The sequence below is a fragment of the Polycladidibacter hongkongensis genome (genome assembly GCF_001561995.1).
GTDB lineage: Bacteria > Pseudomonadota > Alphaproteobacteria > Rhizobiales > Stappiaceae > Pseudovibrio > Pseudovibrio hongkongensis.
On record NZ_LLWC01000022.1, the window covers coordinates 63,183 to 87,048 of the forward strand.

Genomic DNA, 23,866 nt, shown 5'->3' on the forward strand with positions numbered 1-23,866 from the left:
GACCACGCCAACTTTTACTAGCAGAAATAATAGGAGGACGCATCTAGTTTTTCAGTATCACTGAAAAGACTCGCCTAACGTTGCAACAAGCTCAGAACATGCTGTCTATACAGCTGCGGCATCTGCCATTGTTCAAGCGCATCGGCCAGCCCCTCTATCGCCTTGTCATGCGCCCGGCCACTAGCCGCACTGCGCGTCACGTAAACAAGAGCGGATCGCGTAATACCTTGATGACGAACAGGAATAAACACTTTGTCCATAGCGCCGCGCATCAACGCCTCCGCGCTATCGACACTTGGCACATCGCTGACATGCAAATCCCAAAGCACACCGTGCACGCACTGCATCGGCGCTTTCAACAGGCTTGGTACACCGCCGCGTCCAATAATGAAGCGGTACCCATCCATCTGCGCAGGGCCAAGGGTTTTCGCACGCTTACAGCGTTTTGCCATCACATCGCGATTCATCAAGCGGCCATATGAGAAGTAAAGTGGCATAGTAGCCCCTATCGCGCATCAGCAGCAAACTGCCGCAATACTGGTAAAAGCTCGGCGGGATTCGCAGCCAAATGCGCAGGCTCCTCTTGCTCCAGCTCGTCCTGAGTGCCAAAGCCCCAGAGCACCCCAATGCTGGTAACCTTGTTTTTTCTTGCGCCGATCAGATCATATTTACGGTCACCAATCATCACCACCCGGTCGCTGGCAAGCCCCTCTGCCTCCAGCAGCGCCTTGATGAGCTCGCCTTTGTCGGCGCGTGCGCCGCCGGCAAAACTGCCATAAATCTCTTTAAAATATGGCTCCAAACCAAAATGCGTAACGATGCGGCGTGCAGCCCCTTCAATCTTTGAAGTCGCAACAAACAACGGCACCCCCATGTCTGTCAATGCCGCCAATACTTCAACGATACCGTCATAAATGTGGTTTTCAAACAAGCCTTGCGCGTCATAATAGCTGCGATATTGCTTAACCGCTGCCTCAATTTCGGCCGGATCATCACTGCCCAGCGCACTGGCAATGCCTTGTTCAATCGGTGGACCGATATAGATCTTCAGTACATCACGTTCCGGCACATCGCGCCCCATCTTCGCCAACGCATGCTGAAAACCTGACGTTATTCCGATGTAAGGATTGGTAAGTGTCCCATCCAGATCAAAAAGTACCGCGTCCACTCTGGCTCCATCCCGCGATAGAGCCAGAGCTCAATCGCTACACTTGAAATTCCATGATAACTGCATCAACCGCCAAGCTGTCCCCCGGCGTTGCCTTGATTGCACTTATTACACAGTCGCGCTCGGCCCGTAAAATGTTTTCCATCTTCATTGCCTCGACAATCGCCAGCGGCTCACCAGCCTTGACCTCTTGCCCCTCACCCACATTGATAGAAACAACCAGCCCCGGCATCGGGCAAAGCAACAAGTTCGAAGTATCGGGCTTCACTTTTTCAGGCATCAATCTTTCCAGCTCGGCAATGCGCGGCGTCATTGGCCTTGCCAGCACCCGCATGCCCTGCCAGTCCAGCTGATACCCATTGAGCACAGGGCGAATCTGAACCTGAACCGGCTGCCCCTCATAAGAACCCCGCCACAAAATGTCGCCCGGCGTCCAATCTGATCGCAGCGCGGACGCACTGCCCCCGGCAACAGACACATCCATATCAATCGGCGTTGCCGTGTGCCCTTCACACAATTTCACTTGAACGGGCTCGCCGTCCAGATTAACCACCCAATCTGTCCGCACTGCGCCTGAGTGTGGCCGCAAACGCCCGGGAAGATGATCCAGCCGCTCTCGCTCGATTAAATGCATCGATAGCGCCACACTAGCAAATAACGCCTTTGCTTTGCTGTCAGGTTCCGCGGGTACAAACCCCTCCGGATACTCATCGGCAATAAAACTGGTCGAAAGCTCACCCGAGCGCCAACGCTTGTGTCGCATCAACGCAGCAAGAAACGGCACATTATGCGCTATGCCGTCAACGACAAACCCATCAAGCGCCAAACTCATCGCTTCAATAGCCTCCGAACGCGTTGGCGCATGTGTTACCAACTTAGCGATCATCGGATCATAAAACATCGAGATCTCGTGTCCCTCGCTCACCCCTGTGTCGTTGCGCAAAGTCACATCGCCAGTCTTACCTTCTTCTGGCGCGCGATATTTGTTCAAGCGGCCAATGGAGGGCAAGAACCCGCGAAAAGGATCCTCTGCGTATATCCGGCTCTCAACGGCCCACCCATCTAGGCGCACATCCTCTTGCGCCATACTAAGGGTTTCGCCAGCCGCCACACGTATCATCTGCTCAACAAGATCCACCCCGGTTATAAGCTCGGTAACAGGGTGCTCAACTTGTAATCGCGTATTCATTTCAAGGAAATAAAAGCTCTTGTCCTGCCCAGCGACAAATTCCACAGTGCCAGCACTGTCATAGTCAACAGCCTGTGCCAGAGCAACAGCCTGCTCCCCCATCATTCTTCGTGTCGCTTCATCCAAAAGTGGCGAGGGCGCTTCTTCAATCACCTTTTGGTTTCGCCGCTGAATAGAGCATTCCCGCTCACCTAGATACACAGTGTTCCCATGCTTATCTCCGAGCACCTGTATCTCGATATGACGTGGGTTTTCGATAAACTTCTCTATAAAAATACGGTCATCGCCAAACGAGCTCGCCGCCTCCGAACGCGCCCGCTCAAAACCTTCCGCAGCCTCGTCGCTATTCCATGCAATGCGCATTCCTTTACCACCGCCGCCAGCCGAGGCCTTGATCATCACAGGGTAGCCAATTTCATTAGAAATCCGCATAGCGTCTTCAGGGCTTTCAATGAGCCCCATATAACCAGGGACAGTAGACACACCTGCCTTGGCGGCAAATTTCTTAGATGTAATCTTATCACCCATCGCCTCAATGGCTTTTGGGTTTGGGCCTATGAAAACTATGCCATGCGCAGCCAGTGCCGCACAGAACTCAGCGCGCTCGGACAAAAAGCCGTAGCCGGGATGCACAGCTTCCGCGCCAGTTTTTTGGCACGCCTCGATGATTTTCCCCACCTGCAGATAGGATTCTGCTGCCGCAGCAGGGCCAATGTGTACCGCCTCGTCCGCCATCTCCACATGCATGCTATCGCGATCAGCATCAGAGTAGACAGCAACAGTCGCTATCCCCATTTGCTTGGCAGTCTTGATTACGCGACAAGCGATTTCACCACGGTTGGCTATTAGTATTTTCGAAAACATCTCAGGCCCAATCCCCATTTATCTAGTGAATTTCTATGAGCCAAACAACACAGGATCAACCTCGCAAAAAGGAGAACACGCCCCCTAGATCTCGACTATACAAGATGAAATGAACTTTCATATCCCTATGAAATCATAGAAAAAATTAGAACCGGCATACCAAGCCAAGTGCATTTTAGGGAGAAACAATCGGGTTGTTCTTTTGGCTAATCAAGAACAGGGGATCACTAGCCAATCGTGCAAAGCACTGCTAAAAATCAAAGAGACGAAAAAGGGGAAAAAATGGACACGATCTACTTAACAGGCCTATCGTTTTTTGCAAATCACGGTCTATTCGAGGAAGAAGCTCGTCTCGGGCAACGCTTCATAGTCGATCTCAAGTGCGAGCTAGATCTTTCGGCCGCATCCAAGAGCGACAAATACGAGGACACAGTTTGCTATGGTAGCCTTGCAAAGCTTGTAGAGAGTGTTGTTACCAACAACCGCTTTAATCTAATCGAACGCTTGGCCGGTGCCATTTGCGAGGCGGTTTTAGATTATGATAGTAGAATTGAACGTGTTTCAATTACTTTGCACAAACCGTCCGCACCCGTTCCTGTCGCAACAGGATGCTTCAAAGTTGAGATCACGCAACAGCGCATTTGAATTCGCTTAACATTATTCGCCTACGCTTATTTGCAACGAGAAGCTCAAGCAAAGGAGGCGTGAATTCAATGCGCGGTGAGTATGAAAACAAGATAACAGCGCTCATAGTCTCACTCTTCCTTTTTTGGAGCACTACCGCCCCAGCCCAATCCCGGCCAGACACTCGCCTCATGACCTGTGAAAAAACAAAGAACCTCGTCAAAAGCAAGGGCGCGATTGTTCTCAATACGAGCACTCGTTTGTTTGACAGATACGTCGCTGAACGCCGTTATTGCCAACGTGATGAAGTATTGCAGGGCGCATGGGTTCCAACCAAGGACAAGAAAGAGTGTTTTATCGGCTATACATGCGAACCGCCAAACTACTGGGATGCCTTTGATTAGCTGCAAGGCTCCCAGCAGTTGATATGTTCAATACTCCCTAAAGTGGTATATTGTCATGTTTCCGCCAAGGTAGCTCCGACTGTTTATTTCTTAGCATCGCCAATGCGCGAGACACCCTTCGACGCGTTGAATGGGGCATTATGACCTCATCAATGTAACCACGCTCCGCCGCGACGAACGGATTGGCAAATCTGGTCTCATAGTCCTGCGTTCTCTCTGCAATCTTCTCAGAGTCGCCCAGCTCTGCACGGTACAAGATTTCAACCGCGCCTTTTGCACCCATGACCGCAATCTCGGCAGACGGCCATGCATAGTTGATATCCCCTCGAATATGCTTGGAACTCATCACATCATATGCTCCGCCGTATGCTTTGCGTGTAATAATCGTGATCTTGGGAACAGACGCTTGCGCATAGGCAAAGAGAAGTTTGGCGCCATGCTTGATAAGTCCACCATATTCTTGCGCTGTACCTGGCAAAAAGCCTGGAACATCAACAAATGTAACAAGCGGGATTCCGAAACAATCGCAAAACCTTACAAACCTGGCAGCCTTGCGACTAGCGTCTGAATCAAGAACACCGGCAAGTACCATCGGTTGGTTTGCAATAATACCTACGGTGCGCCCCTCTATGCGCGCAAACCCAGTGATAATATTTGCCGCGAATTTCTCCTGAATCTCATAGAAGTCGCCCTCGTCAATGCACTTCAAAATCGCGTCGCGCATATCATAGGGTTTGTTCGGGTTGTCAGGGATCAAGCGATCAAGACTATCATCAAGGCGCGCTGGATCGTCATATACTGCGAGTTCTGGAAGCGAAGCTTGATTGTTCATGGGAAGATAATCGAGTAGTCGGCGTACCTGTAGGAGTGCTTCCACATCACTGTCAAATGCACCATCAGCTATAGATGATTTGGTTGAGTGTACACTGGCGCCGCCAAGTTCTTCCGCTGTAACAGTCTCGTTTGTAACGGTTTTTACTACGTCAGGACCAGTGACAAACATGTACGAGCTGTCTCGAACCATAAAAATGAAGTCTGTCATCGCAGGCGAATACACATCGCCGCCCGCACATGGCCCCATAATAACTGAAATCTGGGGGATCACACCGGATGCCTGCACATTGCGCCAAAATACCTCGCCATAGCCGCCAAGCGCTGCGACACCTTCCTGAATACGTGCCCCTCCCGCATCGAACAGACCAACAATTGGCGCTCTGTTTTGCAAAGCCATATCCTGAATTTTCATAATTTTTTGCGCATGTGTTTCTGATAGGGATCCGCCAAAGACGGTAAAATCCTTCGAAAACACATAAACGGTTCGACCATTTACTGTGCCCCATCCGGTAACCACTCCGTCACCAGGAATATGACTCTCATCCATACCAAAATCGGTACAACGATGCGTCTTGAACATATCGTATTCTTCAAATGACCCTTCATCGAGAAGAATCTCTATACGCTCGCGGGCCGTCAACTTGCCCTTTGCATGCTGCGCATCAATACGGCGTTGACCACCACCCAATTTCGCGTCTTCGCGACGCAGTTCCAGTTCCGCAAGGACTTCTTTCATAATAAAAACCAGCTCCCACCTAGTTGGGCTTAGTCCTAACATGTTGAGATAGACGACAACCAGTCATCCATTTGGTTTAAGCCTTGTCTCCAATCAGCAGCGAAAAATCCCGCAAATTCCACTCCTTACACGACCCATCAAACCAATCATCGTTCGCTACTTGTTCACAATGATGCTTTGCGCTTTTTAAGTAAATCCGCTGAAATCTGCCTACAAAATAGCGCGGTAAAAAAAACAGGGCTTGCCGCAAAGCTGCGACAAGCCCTAGTCTCACCTCATACGCACCTTTAGTCAGACACGCACAAATCAATCTCTTGGAACTATTGCAAGGGGGAAAGGACCACTTCCACCCGCCGGTTCTGCGCGCGCCCCGCTTCGCTTGCATTCGATGCGATTGGCTGAGAGAGCCCATAGCCGAACGCGGCAATGCGTTGCGCAGGAATGCCTTGGTTGATCAAATAGGAGCCCACTATCTGCGCTCTTTGCTGCGAAAGCTGCATATTGTATTGCGCAGAACCGACATTATCTGTGTGCCCATAAACATTGAGGCGTGTCTGCGTGTACTCTTTTGCGACCACCGCTACACTGGTCAGAACCTGCATAGCCCGTGGGCTCAGCGCTGTTTGGTTGGTCGCGAACGTTACATCATTTGGCATATTCAGTTTAATCTGATTGCCAACACGTGTCACAGATACGCCGCTTGCTTGTAATTGTTGCCTCAGCGCAGTTTCTTGCTGGTCCATGTAGTTGCCAATACCGCCTCCGATCAACCCACCGGCAGCGGCACCGACCAGTGCACCCTCGACGCGCGCACTGTCACCACCTGCGATTGCACCAATAACAGCGCCAGCAGCAGCACCCAAACCGGCACCCGCGGCTGTATTTGAAACCTTTGATTGGCCAGTATACGGATTGGTTGTTTGACAAGCAGCCAAACCCACCAAAGTCAGGGCAACAGCAGCCCCCCGGAGATATGCCTTCATCTGAAACTCTTCCTAATTCAAATAGTATAGGACACGGAAGCAGACCGCGCTCACATGCAAATACTATTAGGGGCCTTTGTCAGCCTTGCAAGTAAGGAATGGCTTCAAGTGATGAAAACCAGTGACAGCATGTGGAAACCGCACATTCCCGCCACATTTCAGCCGCCACTCTTCTTCCGCGAGCAACGGGGAGCCGCTTAAAAAAGCAGTCAAGTAAAACTAAATCGCGCACCATTGGCGCCGTTGTAGTCCGCTCATTTAACTCAAAACGCCACTCTGACCATCGCGAAGAAGCTAGGCGCATTTTCCCTTGCGAGACCACGGCCTTTGCTTATAAACCAAGCCACTAACACGCGATATCGACATACCAAAACGCGTAGAGCCCCACAAAATCAAGCGATAGGAACGCTGCAGCTCCCAAACACAAAAAGGGGGAGCCAAGCCCCCCCCTCATTGCGACATGTCTTTTTTAACTCTTAGGCTTGTGCATCCGCGGCAACCGCATTCAGCAAACCATAATTGGCCTCACCAATGCTGCCGAGCAGCTCAAGCTGCGTCTCGAGAAAATCGATGTGCCCCTCTTCGTCTGCAAGCAATTGATCAAACAGTTGCATAGAGACGTAGTCCCCTTCCGCATCGCAGATCTCACGCGAAACACGGTAGGCCTCGCGGGCATCTTTCTCACCAGCCAGATCAGCTTCGAGAATCGCTTTAACACTGTCTTTCATGCTTGGTACAAATTCTGGGCGCATATCAGGCACGCCGCCAAGGAAGAGAACACGCTCTGCCAACTGGTCCGCATGTTCCTGTTCTTCCACAGCTTCTTCCAGCTCTTTGGCGGCCAGTTTGCCTATGCCCATCTCGTTTAGCAATTGACTATGCAAGCGGTACATGCTGACTGCGCCGAGCTCATGCCGAAGCGCTGCGTTCAAACGTTCAATAACCTTCTCGCTGTCTTTCATTGCAACCCCCTATTCCTATTAGAAAAACTAGTTAGCCGGAGAATAGGGCATCCCGCAATTGCAATCAACACTTTAGAATTGTTATAATCTATAATACGCACGCGTTTTGCCGTAGGCCGCCCTTTAGCGGCGCTTCCAGACGTTGGCTACCAGTGGCTGCCCTGCCAGCCGCTTCCCTCCCAGTGACGCATTATCGTGAATGAAAAATGGCCGCACCGAATATCAGTGCGGCCTCTCCTCTCAAAACAATTGCAAAGGGGGGGGGGAGTTAGCCCAGCAGTTCCCCAGCCGCATCCCGCTCTTCAGGCGCAGGGCTCAGTACCAACACCGCTGTATCAAACTCTTCACGTTTGAATTGGCGCACCCGCGCGGCTTCCGCGTCCTCACCCCACTGCTCGATGTTCCAATCCTCGTCCACATAGGCAGCTGCCCACGCCGATTCCGCATCAATGGCCTGATGTGCCAGCGCTAACGCCAACACAGCACTGCCGCTGATAGACATGAGGGTATGCACTGCCGCCAATTCGAGTGGGTCAAAGGCGCTAAGTGACGCCTCAATGCGCCCGATAAAGTCGACGTCCTGTTCCTTGTGCATCATGCCGCCAACGCGGACAAATACGCCCTGCCACTTGTCTTCAGCCCATTTCAGGGGCGGCTCCCAATGCGCTTCTTGCCGCGCAACCAGCTCTTGCGGAGCATCTGCGCGATAACACAAATGATCATTGCCAGCAAAGCGACCAATTTCCTGAATGACTTCTGCAGGTCGGTCTGCAACGGCATCTATAGCCGAATGCGCAAGGCGGGTCAGCGGCATGGTTGCCGGGTCTATTTTCTCCTCTTGCAACTCCCATTCCGCCGCCACGGTACTGGCCACGTGCTCCTGCGCAAATGCCAGAGCGCGGCGTTGCGGCGTTTTCACAGCCCGACCATCCAGCAAAACCTGATAAAGCCCATCCGCCTGCTCAACACTTACCCGCTCGTAGAAGCGTTTTGGCAATTCGCGCCGGGACAGCTCCTTGGCCCGCTCGATCGGATCAACTTTTCCTTTGGAGATATCCTCGGAGATTTGCTCAAAAATGTCACGCATGCGCGCCTCGCCTCTTTCTAAACTCTGATGGCTCTACCAGCCAAATTTCTCGCTAAGCGCTGGCAGCAAAGCATCAAACTGCTCCAACACCTTAAAGGCGCCCGCCTGCAGCAACGCATCACGCTCGTGATACCCCCAGTTCACCCCAAGGCCTGCAACACCTGCGTTGCGCGCCATCTGCATGTCATAGGTGGTGTCACCAATCATCACCACGTTTTCTGAGGTCACGCACAGCTCGTCCATCGCTTGCTGGATCATCGCCGGATGCGGCTTGGAGGGGGCGCGGTCTGCCGTTTGCACAGTCAGGAACTTACCCTCAAGCCCATGCTCGGTCACCATATGCGCCACACCGCGCGAATGCTTGCCCGTTGCCACCCCCATCAACACGTCGTCGCGCGTTGACAGCACCTCAAGCGCAGCCTTCGCGCCGGGGTAGAGCGGCGAAAGATCCTCACCGCGTGTGCGCCGCGCAATGGCTGCCTTTCGATACGCATCACTCATCGCCGGAACAATGTCGGCACGCTCTTCGCCAACCAGCTGCAAAAACGCCTCATCCAGTGAAAGCCCGACAATGGAAAGCCCTTGAGCGCGTGTTGGCTGCGGCAAATCCAGCGCCGCAAACGCAGCCCGCAATCCATACATAATGGAGTCTTGGCTATCGACCAAAGTGCCGTCACAGTCAAACAATACCAGATACATGCGTATGCTCCCACCTCCTGCTGTGTTGCAAGCAGGACCCTGAATTCCAGCGTTAAGCACGCAGCAGCGTACCTCGCCTTTTGTTGTTGTTATTTTGCTTTTCCCGGAGCGGGCTCATGCTCCTCGGGGTCATAATCGTTCACATCAAACCCGAGCAAGTTCCAAGTCTGCTGCATATGCGGCGGCAACGGCGCGGACACATCAATCATGCCATTCCCGGAAGGATGCGGGATCAAAATCCGCCGCGCGAGCAAATGCAGCTTGTTTTGAATACCGCCGGGCAGCTCCCAGTTCTGAATATTGAAGTACTTCGGATCCCCAATAATCGGATGGCGCATCGAAGCTGCATGAGCACGCAGCTGGTGCGTCCGGCCGGTAACAGGCTGCATCGTCACCCAAGCCAACTTCTGCCCGGAGCGCTCAACAACATTGTAAAGACTAACCGCGTGCTGCGCCTCATCCTCGCCATGGCGGGCAATGCGCATCTTCTCGCCGCTTTCATCCCGCACCAGATAGGAGGAAATCCGCCCCTGCGCCGGTTTTGGAATCCCCGCAAGGATCGCCCAATAAATCTTACGGGTATTGCGATGGCGAAACGCCTTGGTCAGCTCCTGCGCTGCACGGCGGGTTTTGGCCACCATCAACACACCGGACGTCTCCCGGTCCAGCCGGTGCACAAGGCGCGGCTTGTTGCCCTTGCGATCGGTGAAAGCCTCCAGCATGCCATCAACATGCCGGTTGACCCCAGATCCGCCTTGCACAGCAAGCCCAGCAGGCTTGTTCAGCACCATCACATCATTATCTTCAAACAGCACCATCTGTTCGATGGCCTCACGGTCGCTTTCCACCAGCTTGCGGGCGCGCGGCTTGGCGTTGCGCTGGTCATCGGCGTTCACGCTCACACCCAGCGGCGGAATGCGGATAACCTGACCAGTGGCAATCCGTGTCGCTGCCTCAGCGCGCTTGCCATCAACCCGCACCTGCCCGGTGCGTAGCAGCTTCTGCAAGCGCCCAAATCCCAAATCGGGGAAATGCTGTTTAAACCAGCGATCAAGGCGCATTCCCGCCTCATCCGCATCAACTTTTCTTTGCTCAATGGCGCTCATGGGCCGCCGTCCTGCTTACTTTAGGCCGCAGGATCGCCCGCAGCACCTCTTGTTTGTTGCGCTCTCTGTGACAGGCAATAGGATAAGACGCAAGGGCCGGACGTCATTTTTTGCGCAAAAAACGACGCGACGCCCCCGCCTGCGCCTAGGCTGCAAAAGTGGCACGTGCCAGATAAAGCCCGCCAAACAGCGCGCTCACCCCAATCAGCAGCGAACTTGCCACGTAGACAAAGGCAAGTCCGGGCTCGCCGCGCTCCCACAACACCGCCACATCCAGCGAGAAAGACGAAAAAGTGGTGAACCCGCCTAAAAAGCCCGTGGCAATCATCAGCCGAAATTCCAGCGAGGAATTAAGCCGATGGGCAAGGTATTCGATGAACACCCCCATTAAGAACGAGCCGAGGATGTTGACGGTAATCGTGCCCCAAGGAAAGCCAGCGCCAAGCACACGCAGCCCCGCAAGCGAAACCAAGTGCCGACACACAGCCCCAGCGCCACCACCAAGTGCAACCAGAAGCAAATCTCTTATCATTTTTTTCCGTCTTTCACGAGTTGCACAATGCGCGGGCATCCCCGGCGAGACTGAGTTCGCCATAGCATGCAGCCGCTCAATGCGAGGTTAAACAGCACCCTTTGTTATTTAAAAAGGGTTGCCTAGGCGTGCCACCCTCCACGAAATCCAACGCGCCAGCAACGCTGGCCTAGCCGGTGCCCTGTCGCTCTTTGCGCAGCCGCTGCCAGTAACTCAGCCGCTTGTTAATCTCCCGCTCAAAGCCACGCTCAGGCGGTGCATAAAACTGGTGTCGCCCCATTTCCTGCGGGAAATAGTCCTGTCCGGAAAACGCATCCGGTGCATCATGGTCATACTGATAACCATCCCCATATCCCATTTGCTTCATCATCTTTGTTGGAGCGTTCAGGATATGCGCCGGTGGCATTAACGAGCCATGCTGCTGAGCTGCCACCCGTGAGGCCTTGTAGGCCGTGTAAACCCCGTTTGATTTCGGCGCACAGGCCAGATAAACGCAGGCTTGCGCCAAAGCGAGCTCCCCTTCCGGCGAACCCAGCAACTGATAGGCCTCTTTGGCGCCGTTGGCCTGCACCAGCGCCTGCGGATCAGCCAGACCGATATCCTCCACCGCCATGCGCACAAACCGACGTGCCAGATACATCGGGTCCTCGCCCCCATCCAACATGCGCCCCATCCAGTAAAGCGCCGCATCCGCATCCGAACCGCGAATGGATTTATGCAACGCCGAGATCAGATTGTAGTGCCCATCCTGCTTGCGGTCATAAAGCGGCGCCCGCCGCTGCACCATCTTGCCAAGTTGTGCTGCATCATATGTCTCGCCGGGCTTGGCCGTGCGCCACACATCCTCACTCAATGTCAGCGCCGCCCGCCCATCACCATCGGCAAGTTGGATAAGCGCCCGCCGCGCATCCCCGTCAAGCGGCAAGGCCGCGCCGGTTTCCTCCTCCGCCCGGCACAACAGCGCATCCAGCGCCGCCTCGTCCAGCCGTTCAAACACCAATACATGCGCCCGCGACAACAGCGCCGCATTCAACTCAAAACTCGGATTTTCCGTGGTCGCCCCCACAAGGGTGATGGTCCCATCTTCCATAACGGGCAAGAAACTATCCAGCTGCGCCCGGTTAAACCGGTGGATCTCGTCGACAAACAACAAGGTGCCGCGCCCCGTCAGCCGCGTCATCCGCGCACGCTCAAACACCTTCTTCAAATCTGCAACACCGGAAAAAATCGCGGAAACCTGTTCAAACTGCAACTCGGTATGATCCGCGAGCAGGCGCGCCACAGTGGTCTTGCCCGTTCCCGGTGGCCCCCAAAAGATAAGCGAGCCAAGCGTTCCAGAGGCCAGCATCCGCGCCAACACACCATCCTCGTCGAGCAAGTGCCCCTGCCCCACCACCGCAGCAAGTTCATCTGGACGCAGACGGTCAGCCAAGGGCCGGTTGGCCGCCGCAGTTTCCTCTCCGCTTTGTGCAAACAGATCTGCCATCGCTCTGTCCTTGTCCTTCACTCGACCCAGACTACTTTCTCCTCTCTATTAATAGCCCCTTACAAGCCAAACAAAAAGGCCGCCCGGATCATTGGGCGGCCTAATCTCTATTCAAATCAACTAATTGGCCTTAAAGCCGCAGTGTTGTGGAAATATCGCGACCTTCCCGGCGGAATTTAATATGCCAAGTGCGGATCTTGCGTTTGCTTAGCTTTGCCAGCTGCTTTGCGCTGTCCACACTCTCGCCATTCACTTCAAGCACAATGTCCCCGCGCCGGAAGCCCACATAGGCCGCCCGTGAGCTTTCTAAAACTTCGGCAACCACGACGCCCGCAGTTTCATCTCCCATACGCAACTCTTCAGCCACCGCTGGCGATAAATTCATCACCACAGAACCTGCAAATGGTGAGGTGCCTTTCAGCTCGCGCCGATCCCGTGGCACGCTTTCCGGTGCTACCCGCATATGCACAGATAAAGTCAACGCTTCTCCATCACGCAGCACGGCAAAAGCGACATCGCTGCCCAGTTCCTGCGTCACCAAACGATAACCAAATGAATTGGGGTCAGACACCTGCTCGCCCGCCACCGCGGTGATCAGATCGCCGACCTTGAGGCCTGCTTCCTGCGCCGGGGAGTTCTCTAGCACCCGCGTCACCATCACTCCGTTCGGCCGATCCATACCAAGGCTGGCTGCAATATCCTGCGATACGGGTTGCAACTTGGCGCCTACCCACGGACGGCGCACCACATCGCCATGCCCCGCCGCTGTGGCAACAATCTTGGCCATGTTGCCGGGAATAGCAAAGCCAATACCGTTTGAGCCACCAGAGCGAGAGAAGATCGCTGTGTTGATCCCCACCAACTTACCATCTACATCCACCAATGCGCCACCGGAGTTGCCTGGGTTGATCGCCGCATCTGTCTGGATAAAAAACTGGTAGTCAGAGACCCCCACCTGAGTGCGCGCCACAGCCGAGACAATCCCCTGTGTCACCGTCTGACCAACACCAAACGGGTTGCCGATAGCAAGCACCAGATCGCCAACCTCCAAGCCATCAGAGTCGGCGAACTCAACCATCGGCAGATCTGCTCCCTCGCCATCTATCTTCAAAATCGCCAGATCCGTGCGCTCATCCTTGAGCAACACCTTGGCTTCAAACTCGCGTTTATCCGAAAGCACCACACGCACATCTTGCGCACCTTCAATCACGTGATGGTTGGTAATGATTGTGCCATCTTTAGACACAATCACCCCGGAACCCAGCGAGCTTTTCACACGCTCCCGCGTGCGCGGCGCCCCAAAGGGGCTGTTGCCACCAAAAAACCGCCGAAAAAAGGGATCAGAATCAAACGGGCTCGCCACCCGTTCCCGAACGCGCCGCTGCGCATAAACATTCACCACCGCCGGGGCAACCTGCTTGACCACCGGCGCAAACGAGAGCTTCACCTGCGTAGCATCTTGCGGTGTTGTGCGCTCTGCCGCATACCCCTGCACAGAGCCAGAAAACGCCAGTGCCAGTACCACCCCGGCAAGCGCACCAAAGCGCCGCCCCTTAGAAAAGCTAAACAAAGCCATCAAAAACTGTCCCGATTTTGCAAACTACTGGACAAACCATAGCGCTTTAACTGCGGCAGCAATAAGCCGCAAAAACACTTTCCCCATTTTTGCTGGCTCTGCCTTTCATGGGAGATCGCCGCACCGCATCACAACAAAAAGGCCCCCGCGACAACCAAGTCGCGAGGGCCCGAAGAAGGCTGCTGGGCAACGTCCTTAGATTGCCTTGATGTTGTTGAGGTAGGTCTCGACCAGTCCGGATAGCCGCTCAGACTGTCCAGATAGCTTATCAGCTGCTTTCAAAACCCCTTGCGCTTCTATACCTGTATCTTCCGCAATCTGGCTCACACGGGAAATAGCAGAAGCCACTTCCTGCGATCCAGACGTCACCTGTTGGATATTGCCGGAAATCTCTGTGGAGGTGACGGACTGCTCTTCGGCAGCTCCCGCCACAGCGCTGGAAACCTCGTTGATACGTGCGATGACCTTGGCGATCTCATCTATCGCCGCAACCGCTTGCTGCGTTTCATTCTGCACCGCCTGAATTTGTGCCGAGATCTCGCCTGTCGCGCTGCCGGTCTGGTTGGCCAGCTCTTTCACTTCCGATGCCACTACGGCAAAACCGCGCCCTGCCTCGCCAGCACGCGCTGCCTCGATGGTTGCGTTCAACGCCAGCAGATTGGTTTGCTCGGCAATATCGTTGATCAGAGAAACAACTTCGCCAATTCGAACGGCCGCCTGTTGCAAACCGTGAATGGTTGTGGACGCACTGCTTGCGGTTTCTGCCGCCTCACGGGAAATATCCGCCGACTGGCGGATTTCGCGATCAATCTCGCCCGAAGTCGCCGACAGTTCTTCCGTTGCCCCGGCCACTGCCTGCAAGTTCATCAGCGACTGCTCGGAGGCCGATGACACCGTTTGTGCTTCAGAGTTGGTCTGCTCGGACATCCGCGCCATCGACTTGGCAGTTGTGTTGAGCGTGTCTCCCGCTTCGGTAACTTCCTGCAAGATTCCACGAACCTTCTGGTCGAACTCGGCATTAAGCTCTTCCATCAATTCCGCCCGCTGATTGCGCTCTTCCTGCTCTCTTGCACGTTCCTTGCGCAGTTCGCGCTCATCCTGCAAACCTTGCTTGAACAAATCAACCGCACGCGCAATATCACCGATTTCATCACGACGCTTGATCGCAGGAATACCCCGCTCCAGATCACCATCAGCAATATCGCCGATTGAGCGATTGAGAGCAGCCAGCGGCGTTGCAAAATATCTAGCCAGCAGCACGCCAAGTGCCAGCACAATTAAGCCGACAACGCCAGCCCCCACCATGATTGCATTGCGCACGTTGGTCACGCTTTGGGTCGCAACTTCCATTGGCAGCTCAGAGACAAGGTAATCGAGATTGGCAAACACATCGGCTGCTTCAACTGCATAAAGCTTGTCATTCACTCTGTAGATTTTACTTTGCCCAAGCGCCAACTTTGCGTCCTGCACAAAGGGGACATGCACATCAAGCGGCTTTACACCTTTCAAGCCACGTGGAATGGTGAGCATCTCACCTCTTACCGTCGCTAGATAGTTCAAGTTGCGATCACCCAGCAACGAGCTTTCGCTCAATATCCCTTTTGCGAAGTGGGTGGAAATACGGGCAATCTGAACTGCAACGACCTGATCGGCTTTATAAATAGGGTAGGACAAAAACAGGCTCATCGATCCATCGCCAAAAGCGTAAGGTCGAAAATCCGTGGCAAAGCTTTGGCCCTGCCGCAGCTTCAGGCCGCGCTCAAAAGCCATGCGAATGCCTTGGCCATCATAGTCACTATCATTAATGTTTGTAAGAAACTCACGGCTCTTGGTGACAGAATAGACGATGAAACCATCTGGCCTTGCCACGTAGAGGTCTTCCACGGCCCCGGAAAAATAAAGATCATAAAAAGGCTGGTGAATGCCTTTGTGCTTGTAGCCATAAAATGTTGTCGTACTGCCAAAGTTTTCCGAGCGCTCAAAGGCATCTGTATCTTCACCTTGGAAGTCAGCCTTAATCTGCTCAAGGCCAGTTTCCATGCCCTCAGCAATACCAATTGCTTGGAAAATGACATCCGTCAGCTGCTGCTGAACAGGGCCATTGGCAAGCGACAAAAGGCTCTGCGTTGCATTGTCAATTCTGGCGCGCAGTGCGCCCCGACGACTTTCCGCTGTGAGTTCAAGTTGTTTTTCGACTTCACCAAGTACAACTTGACGCGAGGTAAACTCTGCGAAAACACCAACAGCAGCGACACCGACAAGTGCCAGACCAGCAATCACAACAGGCAATAAAAACCCGATGCCTGAAGCACGAAATGCCCATTTCTGCTTCCTGCCGGGTTTCGCCCCTTTAATATCTGTAGTTGCAGCCACAATACTTCCCCTAAAACACGCGGCTTGCAGGCCGCTTCACACTAATTTTCTCGCCCCCTAATTCAGAAGTAGCGTATACAAGCAGTTTGCAACTGTAAAGTGACTTAGCGGGACAAATTTTACGCAACCCATTATATTAATTAAAATTTTCCCATATGCAGGACAAAAAAAAGGAGGCCGAGGCCTCCTTTTTTCGCGCTAGCTTTCCTTCACATTTTGAAGATAACTCTCCACCATTGCCCGAAGCTTTTCAGATTGCTCGTTAAGCTGATTAGCCGCAGTGAGCACCTGCTCAGCCTCCCCGCCCGCATCCGCGGCAATATTGGACACCCGCGTAATCGCCTGCGCCACCTCTGAAGATCCGGCAGTCACTTGTTGGATATTCCCAGAAATATCTGTCGCTGTCACAGACTGCTCCTGAATTGCCCCGGCAATAGCTGTTGCTACCTCGTTGATCTGCGTTATGACCTCGGCAATCTCTTCAATCGCGCCAACAGCTTTTTCTGTCTCGCGCTGCACCGCTTGAATCTGCACCGAAATCTCACCGGTCGCCTGGCCAGTCTGGTTGGCAAGCCCCTTCACCTCCGACGCAACAACCGCAAAGCCTTTACCCGCCTCACCAGCGCGTGCCGCTTCAATTGTCGCATTAAGCGCAAGTAGGTTTGTCTGCTCCGCAATGTCATTGATGAGAGAAACCACCTCACCAATACGATTGGCCGCTTCCATCAAGCCCTGCACCGAACCTTGCGCAGCGCTCGCTTTTTCAGCAGCGCTCTGCGATATCTCGGCGGAACGGCGTACCTCCCGATCAATCTCACCGACAGTAGCTGATAGCTCTTCAGCCGCCCCTGCAACCGCCTGCAAATTCATGAGCGATTGCTCTGAGGCTGAAGACACCGTTTGAGCTTCTGAGTTCGTCTGTTCGGAAATTGCCGCCATGCTCTCCGCTGTCTGGCCAAGCTGGTCACCTGACCGAGAGACAGATTGCAACACGCCGCGTATGCCTTGATCAAACTCAGCGTTGATCTCCGCAAGATGTTCAGCACGCTTATTGCGCTCTTCCTGCGCTTGGTGCGCTTCCTCATCAAGCATTTTTGCGCGCTTCAGTCCCTCGCGGAAGCTCCGCACGGCTTTCCCAATATCACCGATCTCATCCTTACGCCGCGCGGACGGAATGTCTACGTCAAGATTACCGGCTTCGATATCGTTCAGCGTTTTTGTCAAGCGGCCAAGTGGCGATGTGATGCGCTGCGCAAATACATAGCCAATCACAGTTATAACCAGCAGCACCAACAACCCGCTAACCAGCATTGAATCAAACAGCTTTTGAACCGCCGAGAGAGATTCAGCCTTAGCATATTCCGCTATCACGATACTTGGGTAATCCTTCATTGGCACCCGCGCTGCGTAGTAGAATTTGCCATCATATTCGGTGAAGGTGCTTTTCACCTTGCCCGACGCCAATCCCTGAAAATCAAGCAGAGTATTCACTTCGGCAGGTAGACGCGCAGCCAATGCAGAACTGCCCTCTTTTAACGGAATATCGGAAATCGCAATACCGCCAAGGTTTACAAGATAGGTCTGACCTGTCTCGCCCAAGCCTTTGCGATTGCCAACGACCGCATCAAAATAGTTGGTATCAAGACGCAAAAGGAGTGTGCCACTACGTACCGTTTTTTGAAATTTCTCAAGATAAATCGGAATGCCGACTACTACAGAGGGTTGCCCAAGATCCGGCCCATAGGCATGCATCGGACTAATAAAAAACTCGCCAACCTTGGCGTCCTTTAGATAGTCAACAATCTTCGCCACATAAGTGGTTTGCATGCCGCTATCTGCGACCCCGCGAAGGAATTCATAGCCCTTGTTCGCGGTGTAGACCACATTGCCATCATTGTTGACCACTACTATGTCTTTGTAATGGCCAATTTCGATCGTATCGATGAAATCCTGATGTACGGCCGTATGCCGCCATGCATAAACGGAAGGATGCCCTTTTCCTGTTTTTTCACGGCGCTCCTCTACAGTAGAATCTTCTGGCTGGAAGTACTTAACAAGTTCCTCGCGATCCGCTTCAATCGAACGCAACGCATTGTTAAGGTCACCCATTGTTGCCTGCATGGAAGCGCTCCGGGTAAGTCGGACCATATCCGCTTCCATGAATTTCAGCCGTTCCGCCAATGATTCTGCGCGCGAATTCGCCAGCAACGACATTTCCTGCCGCGCCTTGGCAACAAGCGTACTCTCCCCTTGATTGTAGGCAAGCAAAGATACAACCAATGTCGCAGAAATAGCCAAACCTGTCATGAGTATCGGTAGCCGAAGGGCAATACGATGAAGACGATTGCTTGAATTACTACGACGCTTTTCTGTGTCCCTATTCTTCTTCATTAAATTCCCCAATCACAAATCAGCGGTTGCCTCAATGGTGGTTAGGTTAATTTAACTATGCTTGTACGTCGAGTACTGTAAAACCATTAGTATAAAGAAAAATGCAGCTAAATCGTCAATTTCCCGTTACTGTATACGCTGCTATTACATTTTTAATTATCAGAAATATATTCAATATCAACCATTTACAAAAACAAAAGAAGGCACACCCGAATACGGGAGCGCCTTCCTGATTGCTTTACTAAGCTAAGCTATTATGCCGCAGCTTCGTCGCCGGCAGCTTCTTCAGCTTCAACACGTGCACGATCAGCAGCACCGCGTGCATTCACATCGCGGTCAACCAGCTCGATTACAGCCATTGGTGCATTATCACCATAGCGGAAACCGGCCTTCAGAACGCGTGCGTAACCACCCTGACGGTCTTTGTAACGCTCGCCCAGTACGTCAAACAGCTTGCGTACCATAGCAACGTCACGCGTCTGGGAAATCGCTTGACGACGTGCATGCAGGTCGCCGCGCTTACCAAGAGTGATCAGCTTCTCAATGATTGGACGAAGCTCTTTAGCTTTCGGAAGCGTCGTTACAATCTGCTCGTGCTCGATAAGAGCAGCAGCCATGTTGGCAAACATAGCTTTACGATGGCTAGACGTCCGATTGAGCTTGCGGCCGGAATTACCGTGGCGCATGGCCCTCTCCTTTGTGTCTCTACACGGCCCTTTTGGGGCCTGATGGGCAGCAACTTGCTACCATGTTAAATCAATATTGGTGGTCTTCATAGCGCTTGGCTAGATCATCGATATTTTCAGGCGGCCAGTTGGCCACTTCCATACCGAGATGCAGGCCCATCTGCGCCAGAACTTCTTTGATCTCGTTCAAAGACTTACGACCGAAGTTCGGCGTACGAAGCATTTCTGCCTCTGTCTTCTGGATGAGATCGCCAATATAGACGATGTTGTCGTTCTTCAGGCAGTTTGCAGAGCGAACGGACAGCTCAAGCTCGTCAACCTTTTTCAACAGAGCAGGGTTGAAGGCCAGTTCCGCAACCACGTCTTCCTGTACTTCACGCTTTGGCTCTTCGAAGTTCACGAAGATAGACAGCTGATCCTGCAAGATACGTGCCGCAAAAGCCACAGCATCTTCAGGCGCAACAGAACCGTCGGTTTCAACAGTCAGTGTCAGCTTGTCATAATCAAGAACCTGACCTTCACGGGTGTTTTCCACCTTGTAGGACACTTTCTTGACCGGTGAATACAGGCTATCTACCGGAATAAGGCCAATTGGCGCATCTTCCGGACGGTTAGCCGCAGCAGCCACATAACCCTTACCCTTGTTGACAGTAAACTCGATGCGCACTTCCGCGCCCTCATCAAGGTTACAGATCAACAGATCCGGATTGAGGATCTCAACATCACCAACAGGGGTAATGTCACCGGCATAAACCGAACCCGGGCCCTGCTTGCGCAGTACCATGCGCTTTGGACCATCGCCATCCATCCGCAGAGCAAGCTCTTTGATGTTCAAGATGATGTCGGTAACATCTTCACGAACGCCCGGAATGGAGGAGAACTCGTGCAGCACACCATCGATCTGGATCGCAGTAACGGCAGCACCCTGCAAGGAGCTGAGCAGCACGCGGCGCAGCGCATTGCCAAGAGTGAGGCCGTAGCCACGCTCCAGAGGCTCGGCAACCACAGCAGCTTTGAAACGGCTGTCATCACCTGCACGTACGTCAAGTTGGGTTGGCTTGATAAGTTCTTGCCAGTTTTTTTGAATTGTCACGTTTTTACCCTTCTGGCTATCCCGTCGGCCTTAACATGTTAAGGCCAACCATACTTGGCCAAGAGTTTACAATTTGCCTGAGAATGAATCAGACGCGACGACGCTTGCGCGGACGGCAACCGTTGTGCGGGATCGGGGTTACATCACGGATAGATGTAATCACGAAACCAGCAGCCTGAAGCGCGCGCAGAGCGGATTCACGTCCAGAACCTGGACCGCGAACTTCTACTTCCAAAGTCCGCATCCCGTGCTCGGCAGCTTTCTTACCAGCCTCTTCGGCAGCAACCTGAGCAGCATAAGGGGTCGACTTACGAGAACCCTTAAAGCCGAGTGCGCCGGCAGAAGACCAGGAAATCGCATTACCCTGTGCATCGGTAATGGTAATCATGGTGTTGTTGAACGTAGAGTTCACATGCGCGATACCAGAAGAAATATTCTTCCGTTCGCGACGACGCACACGCGCCGAATCTTTAGCCATCTTGTTTCCTATCTTTCGATATCTGCACCGCCGTAGCTTATATCCCGGCGGCTCCACCTAGCGATTTATAGCCGGTAGCTTACTTCTTCTTACCAGCAATCGCTTTCGCAGGACCCTTACGGGTACGTGCGTTGGTATGCGTGCGCTGACCACGAACCGGCAGACCACGACGGTGGCGCAGGCCACGGTAGCAGCCAAGGTCCATGAGACGCTTGATGTTCATTGCAGTTTCACGGCGCAGGTCACCTTCTACGAGGTAGTCTGCATCGATGGTTTCACGGACACGCAGAACTTCCTGATCAGAAAGTTCGTTCACCCGGCGCTCGGCTGCAATCCCCACCTTTTCGGTGATTTCAGCAGCGAACTTCGGGCCGATACCATGAATGTACTGCAGCGCGATAACTACGCGCTTGTTCGTCGGAATATTGACGCCAGCAATACGGGCCACGTTTTCTCTCCTTTACGAGGGAACGGGATGTCCCCTCTCCCATTTCCTGCAGGTTGAACATAAGCTCTCCCCACAGCAAAAAGATTGGCCTCGGTTTCCCAAGGAAAACCGGCGCCAATCGAATATGGTTTCGATGTGCGCCGGCTATACTTTATTCTGCATAAAAGCGCAAGCGCCTCGCAGAAAATTAATAGATCGTTAAGCCCCTAAAGAGCCGCATCAATCTGTGCTGCAACTGCATCAACACTTTGCATGCCGTCAACTGGCTTCAAGGAACCTTTGCCCTTGTAGTAGTCAACCAACGGTGCTGTTTGCTTGTTGTAAACGTCAAGACGCTTCTTTAGCGCCTCTTCATTGTCATCGGAACGCACCTCAGCGCTTTCCGCAGCACGGGTCTTGATTCGGTCCAGCAGGATCGCCTCGTCGACCTCAAGCTGAACAACGCCGTCCAGCTTGATACCTTTGTTTGCAAGCAGCTCTTCAAGAGCATCAGCCTGAGCGATGGTGCGCGGGAAGCCGTCAAGAATGAAACCATTGGCACAATCTTGCGCTTCGATGCGGTCTGCAATAATCGACACGATCAACTCGTCCGATACCAATTCGCCGCGATCCAGCACACCCTTCACTTTGAGACCGACCTCGCTCTCAGCAGCTACAGCGGCACGCAGCATATCGCCAGTTGAGAGCTGCACAATTCCGTGCTTCTCCACCAGACGGGCAGCCTGCGTGCCCTTACCTGCCCCAGGAGGGCCAAGCAAAATGAGTCTCATCGACGTTTACCCCGTAGTTTCGTCTTCTTAACCAGCCCCTCGTACTGATGCGCCAGCAAATGTCCTTGGATCTGGGAAACAGTATCCATTGTCACACTCACGACAATCAGCAGCGAAGTACCGCCAAAGTAAAACGGAACACCTGTCGCCGAAATTAGGAATTCGGGTAAGAGACAGATGAGGGTAATGTAAATCGCACCAACAACGGTAATACGCGTCAACACAAAATCGATGTGCTCGGCAGTACGCTCACCAGGACGAATGCCCGGAATAAAGCCGCCATGCTTCTTCAGGTTGTCTGCTGTCTCACTGGGATTGAAAACAATCGCGGTGTAGAAGAAACAGAAGAAGATGATCAGCGCAGCATACATCACCATGTAGCCCGGCTGACCATGACCAAGAAAGGCCGTGATCGTTGTGAGCCATTCGGTTGCAGCAGAAGTCTCGGCACCACTTGCCTGAAAACTTGACAAAGTCGCAGGAACCAGCAGCAAGGAGCTTGCAAAAATCGGCGGAATGACACCGGCAGTGTTGAGCTTCAAAGGCAAGAACGAGGAGTTACCCTCATACATCTTGTTACCGTGTTGTCGGCGCGGATACTGGATCAGCAATCGACGCTGCGCCCGCTCCATAAACACAATAACGGCAATCACAATCACTGCGATAACAATCACAGCGGCAATCACCCAGCCAGCCAAAGCACCCTGACGGCCAAGCTCCAACGTGGAAGCCAAAGACACCGGCAGGCCTGCAACAATACCAGAGAAGATAATCAGCGAAATGCCGTTACCGATCCCGCGGGACGTAATCTGTTCACCCAGCCACATCATAAACATGGTACCGCCCACCAGCGTAAGCACGGTGGAAAGTCGGAAGAACATGCCCGGCTCAACAACGACGTTGGCACTCGATTCTAGCCCGACAGAAATGCCGTAGGCTTGAAAAGTCGCCAACAGTACGGTGCCATAGCGTGTGTACTGGTTGATTTTTTTTCGCCCGGTCTCGCCCTCTTTCTTCAGTTGCTCCAACGAAGGAACTACCGAAGTCATCAACTGGATAATAATCGAGGCTGAAATGTACGGCATAATGCCGAGTGCAAAAATAGCCATGCGCTCGACAGCACCCCCGGCAAACATATTGAACAGGCCGATAATGCCTGTCTGTACGTTGCCAAAAGCCTGCGCGAGCGCATCAGGATTAATTCCAGGTAGAGGGATGTAAGTACCGAACCGGTAAACCAAAAGAGCGCCCAGTGTAAACCAGATCCTCTTCTTCAGTTCTTCAGCCTTGGTAAAGGCCGAAAAGTTAAGGTTTGAAGCAAGTTGCTCGGCAGCAGAAGCCATACTGCGCTCCGGTCGTTAAAATCCCCAAAAAAAA

22 protein-coding genes are annotated in these 23,866 nt (G+C 53.1%); 2 read left to right on the top strand and 20 right to left on the bottom strand.

Features of this window, described 5'->3' with window-relative positions:
• Nucleotides 1-74 precede the first annotated feature (74 nt).
• Genes AYK82_RS08345 through AYK82_RS08355 form a run of 3 tightly spaced genes read right to left on the bottom strand, consistent with a single transcriptional unit; the run spans nt 75 to nt 3,221 of the window.
• On the bottom strand, nt 75-497 hold the full coding sequence (locus AYK82_RS08345; RefSeq protein ID WP_068313995.1) for a gamma-glutamylcyclotransferase family protein: 423 nt from the start codon (nt 495-497) through the stop codon (nt 75-77).
• A gap of 8 nt (nt 498-505) precedes the next feature.
• Nucleotides 506-1,168 carry an HAD hydrolase-like protein gene (locus tag AYK82_RS08350; RefSeq protein ID WP_068313998.1) on the bottom strand — a complete coding sequence of 221 codons (663 nt, stop codon included), beginning with the start codon at nt 1,166-1,168 and terminating at the stop codon, nt 506-508.
• 37 nt (nt 1,169-1,205) lie between these two features.
• Nucleotides 1,206-3,221 (bottom strand): acetyl-CoA carboxylase biotin carboxylase subunit, encoded by a 2,016-nt coding sequence (locus AYK82_RS08355; RefSeq protein ID WP_068315577.1) that lies wholly within the window; start codon nt 3,219-3,221, stop codon nt 1,206-1,208.
• Nucleotides 3,222-3,503: 282 nt separating this feature from the next.
• Here AYK82_RS08355 and folB point away from each other — a divergent pair, with 282 nt between their 5' ends.
• Together folB and AYK82_RS08365 are read left to right on the top strand one after the other, a co-directional pair.
• Nucleotides 3,504-3,866, top strand: a complete 363-nt coding sequence (gene folB / locus AYK82_RS08360) for a dihydroneopterin aldolase (protein ID WP_068315579.1) — start codon at nt 3,504-3,506, stop codon at nt 3,864-3,866.
• Between the two features lie 68 nt (nt 3,867-3,934).
• Nucleotides 3,935-4,249, top strand: a complete 315-nt coding sequence (locus tag AYK82_RS08365) for a hypothetical protein (RefSeq protein ID WP_208976442.1) — start codon at nt 3,935-3,937, stop codon at nt 4,247-4,249.
• Nucleotides 4,250-4,286: 37 nt separating this feature from the next.
• Here AYK82_RS08365 and AYK82_RS08370 read toward each other — a convergent pair whose 3' ends face one another.
• The 17 genes from AYK82_RS08370 to secY all read right to left on the bottom strand — a co-directional run bounded on the left by AYK82_RS08370 (nt 4,287) and on the right by secY (nt 23,832).
• The gene (locus tag AYK82_RS08370) at nt 4,287-5,819 is read right to left on the bottom strand and encodes an acyl-CoA carboxylase subunit beta (protein ID WP_068314001.1); all 1,533 of its coding nucleotides are present in this window, start codon (nt 5,817-5,819) and stop codon (nt 4,287-4,289) included.
• Nucleotides 5,820-6,139: 320 nt separating this feature from the next.
• Nucleotides 6,140-6,802 carry a YiaD family glycine zipper/OmpA-like lipoprotein gene (locus tag AYK82_RS08375; protein ID WP_068314004.1) on the bottom strand — a complete coding sequence of 221 codons (663 nt, stop codon included), beginning with the start codon at nt 6,800-6,802 and terminating at the stop codon, nt 6,140-6,142.
• A gap of 476 nt (nt 6,803-7,278) precedes the next feature.
• A complete protein-coding gene (locus tag AYK82_RS08380) occupies nt 7,279-7,764 on the bottom strand; it encodes a bacterioferritin (protein WP_068314007.1) in 486 nt (161 codons plus the stop codon).
• 268 nt (nt 7,765-8,032) lie between these two features.
• Nucleotides 8,033-8,851 (bottom strand): ATP12 family chaperone protein, encoded by an 819-nt coding sequence (locus AYK82_RS08385; protein ID WP_068314010.1) that lies wholly within the window; start codon nt 8,849-8,851, stop codon nt 8,033-8,035.
• A gap of 33 nt (nt 8,852-8,884) precedes the next feature.
• A complete protein-coding gene (locus tag AYK82_RS08390) occupies nt 8,885-9,550 on the bottom strand; it encodes an HAD-IA family hydrolase (RefSeq protein WP_068314013.1) in 666 nt (221 codons plus the stop codon).
• 89 nt (nt 9,551-9,639) lie between these two features.
• Nucleotides 9,640-10,656, bottom strand: a complete 1,017-nt coding sequence (locus AYK82_RS08395; RefSeq protein ID WP_068314016.1) for an RluA family pseudouridine synthase — start codon at nt 10,654-10,656, stop codon at nt 9,640-9,642.
• Between the two features lie 145 nt (nt 10,657-10,801).
• Nucleotides 10,802-11,188 carry a fluoride efflux transporter CrcB gene (gene crcB / locus AYK82_RS08400; RefSeq protein ID WP_425272571.1) on the bottom strand — a complete coding sequence of 129 codons (387 nt, stop codon included), beginning with the start codon at nt 11,186-11,188 and terminating at the stop codon, nt 10,802-10,804.
• Between the two features lie 169 nt (nt 11,189-11,357).
• On the bottom strand, nt 11,358-12,674 hold the full coding sequence (locus tag AYK82_RS08405) for a replication-associated recombination protein A (protein WP_068314019.1): 1,317 nt from the start codon (nt 12,672-12,674) through the stop codon (nt 11,358-11,360).
• 130 nt (nt 12,675-12,804) lie between these two features.
• Entirely contained in the window at nt 12,805-14,250 is a 1,446-nt protein-coding gene (locus AYK82_RS08410) for a DegQ family serine endoprotease (protein WP_082733823.1), read from the bottom strand.
• Between the two features lie 195 nt (nt 14,251-14,445).
• Entirely contained in the window at nt 14,446-16,623 is a 2,178-nt protein-coding gene (locus tag AYK82_RS08415; RefSeq protein WP_068314022.1) for a methyl-accepting chemotaxis protein, read from the bottom strand.
• 198 nt (nt 16,624-16,821) lie between these two features.
• Nucleotides 16,822-19,014 carry a methyl-accepting chemotaxis protein gene (locus AYK82_RS08420; protein ID WP_068314024.1) on the bottom strand — a complete coding sequence of 731 codons (2,193 nt, stop codon included), beginning with the start codon at nt 19,012-19,014 and terminating at the stop codon, nt 16,822-16,824.
• A 254-nt stretch (nt 19,015-19,268) separates the two neighbouring features.
• A complete protein-coding gene (gene rplQ, locus AYK82_RS08425) occupies nt 19,269-19,700 on the bottom strand; it encodes a 50S ribosomal protein L17 (protein ID WP_068314027.1) in 432 nt (143 codons plus the stop codon).
• Between the two features lie 70 nt (nt 19,701-19,770).
• Nucleotides 19,771-20,793: a DNA-directed RNA polymerase subunit alpha gene (locus AYK82_RS08430; RefSeq protein ID WP_068314030.1), complete on the bottom strand. Its 1,023-nt coding sequence runs from the start codon at nt 20,791-20,793 to the stop codon at nt 19,771-19,773.
• An 88-nt stretch (nt 20,794-20,881) separates the two neighbouring features.
• Nucleotides 20,882-21,271 carry a 30S ribosomal protein S11 gene (rpsK, locus tag AYK82_RS08435; RefSeq protein ID WP_068314033.1) on the bottom strand — a complete coding sequence of 130 codons (390 nt, stop codon included), beginning with the start codon at nt 21,269-21,271 and terminating at the stop codon, nt 20,882-20,884.
• 79 nt (nt 21,272-21,350) lie between these two features.
• Complete coding sequence (rpsM, locus tag AYK82_RS08440) at nt 21,351-21,719, bottom strand: 30S ribosomal protein S13 (RefSeq protein ID WP_068314036.1); 369 nt, start codon at nt 21,717-21,719, stop codon at nt 21,351-21,353.
• A 206-nt stretch (nt 21,720-21,925) separates the two neighbouring features.
• The gene (locus AYK82_RS08445; protein WP_068314039.1) at nt 21,926-22,489 is read right to left on the bottom strand and encodes an adenylate kinase; all 564 of its coding nucleotides are present in this window, start codon (nt 22,487-22,489) and stop codon (nt 21,926-21,928) included.
• Entirely contained in the window at nt 22,486-23,832 is a 1,347-nt protein-coding gene (secY, locus tag AYK82_RS08450; protein ID WP_068314042.1) for a preprotein translocase subunit SecY, read from the bottom strand. Before secY ends, AYK82_RS08445 begins: the two co-directional genes overlap by 4 nt.
• Nucleotides 23,833-23,866: the final 34 nt, after the last annotated feature.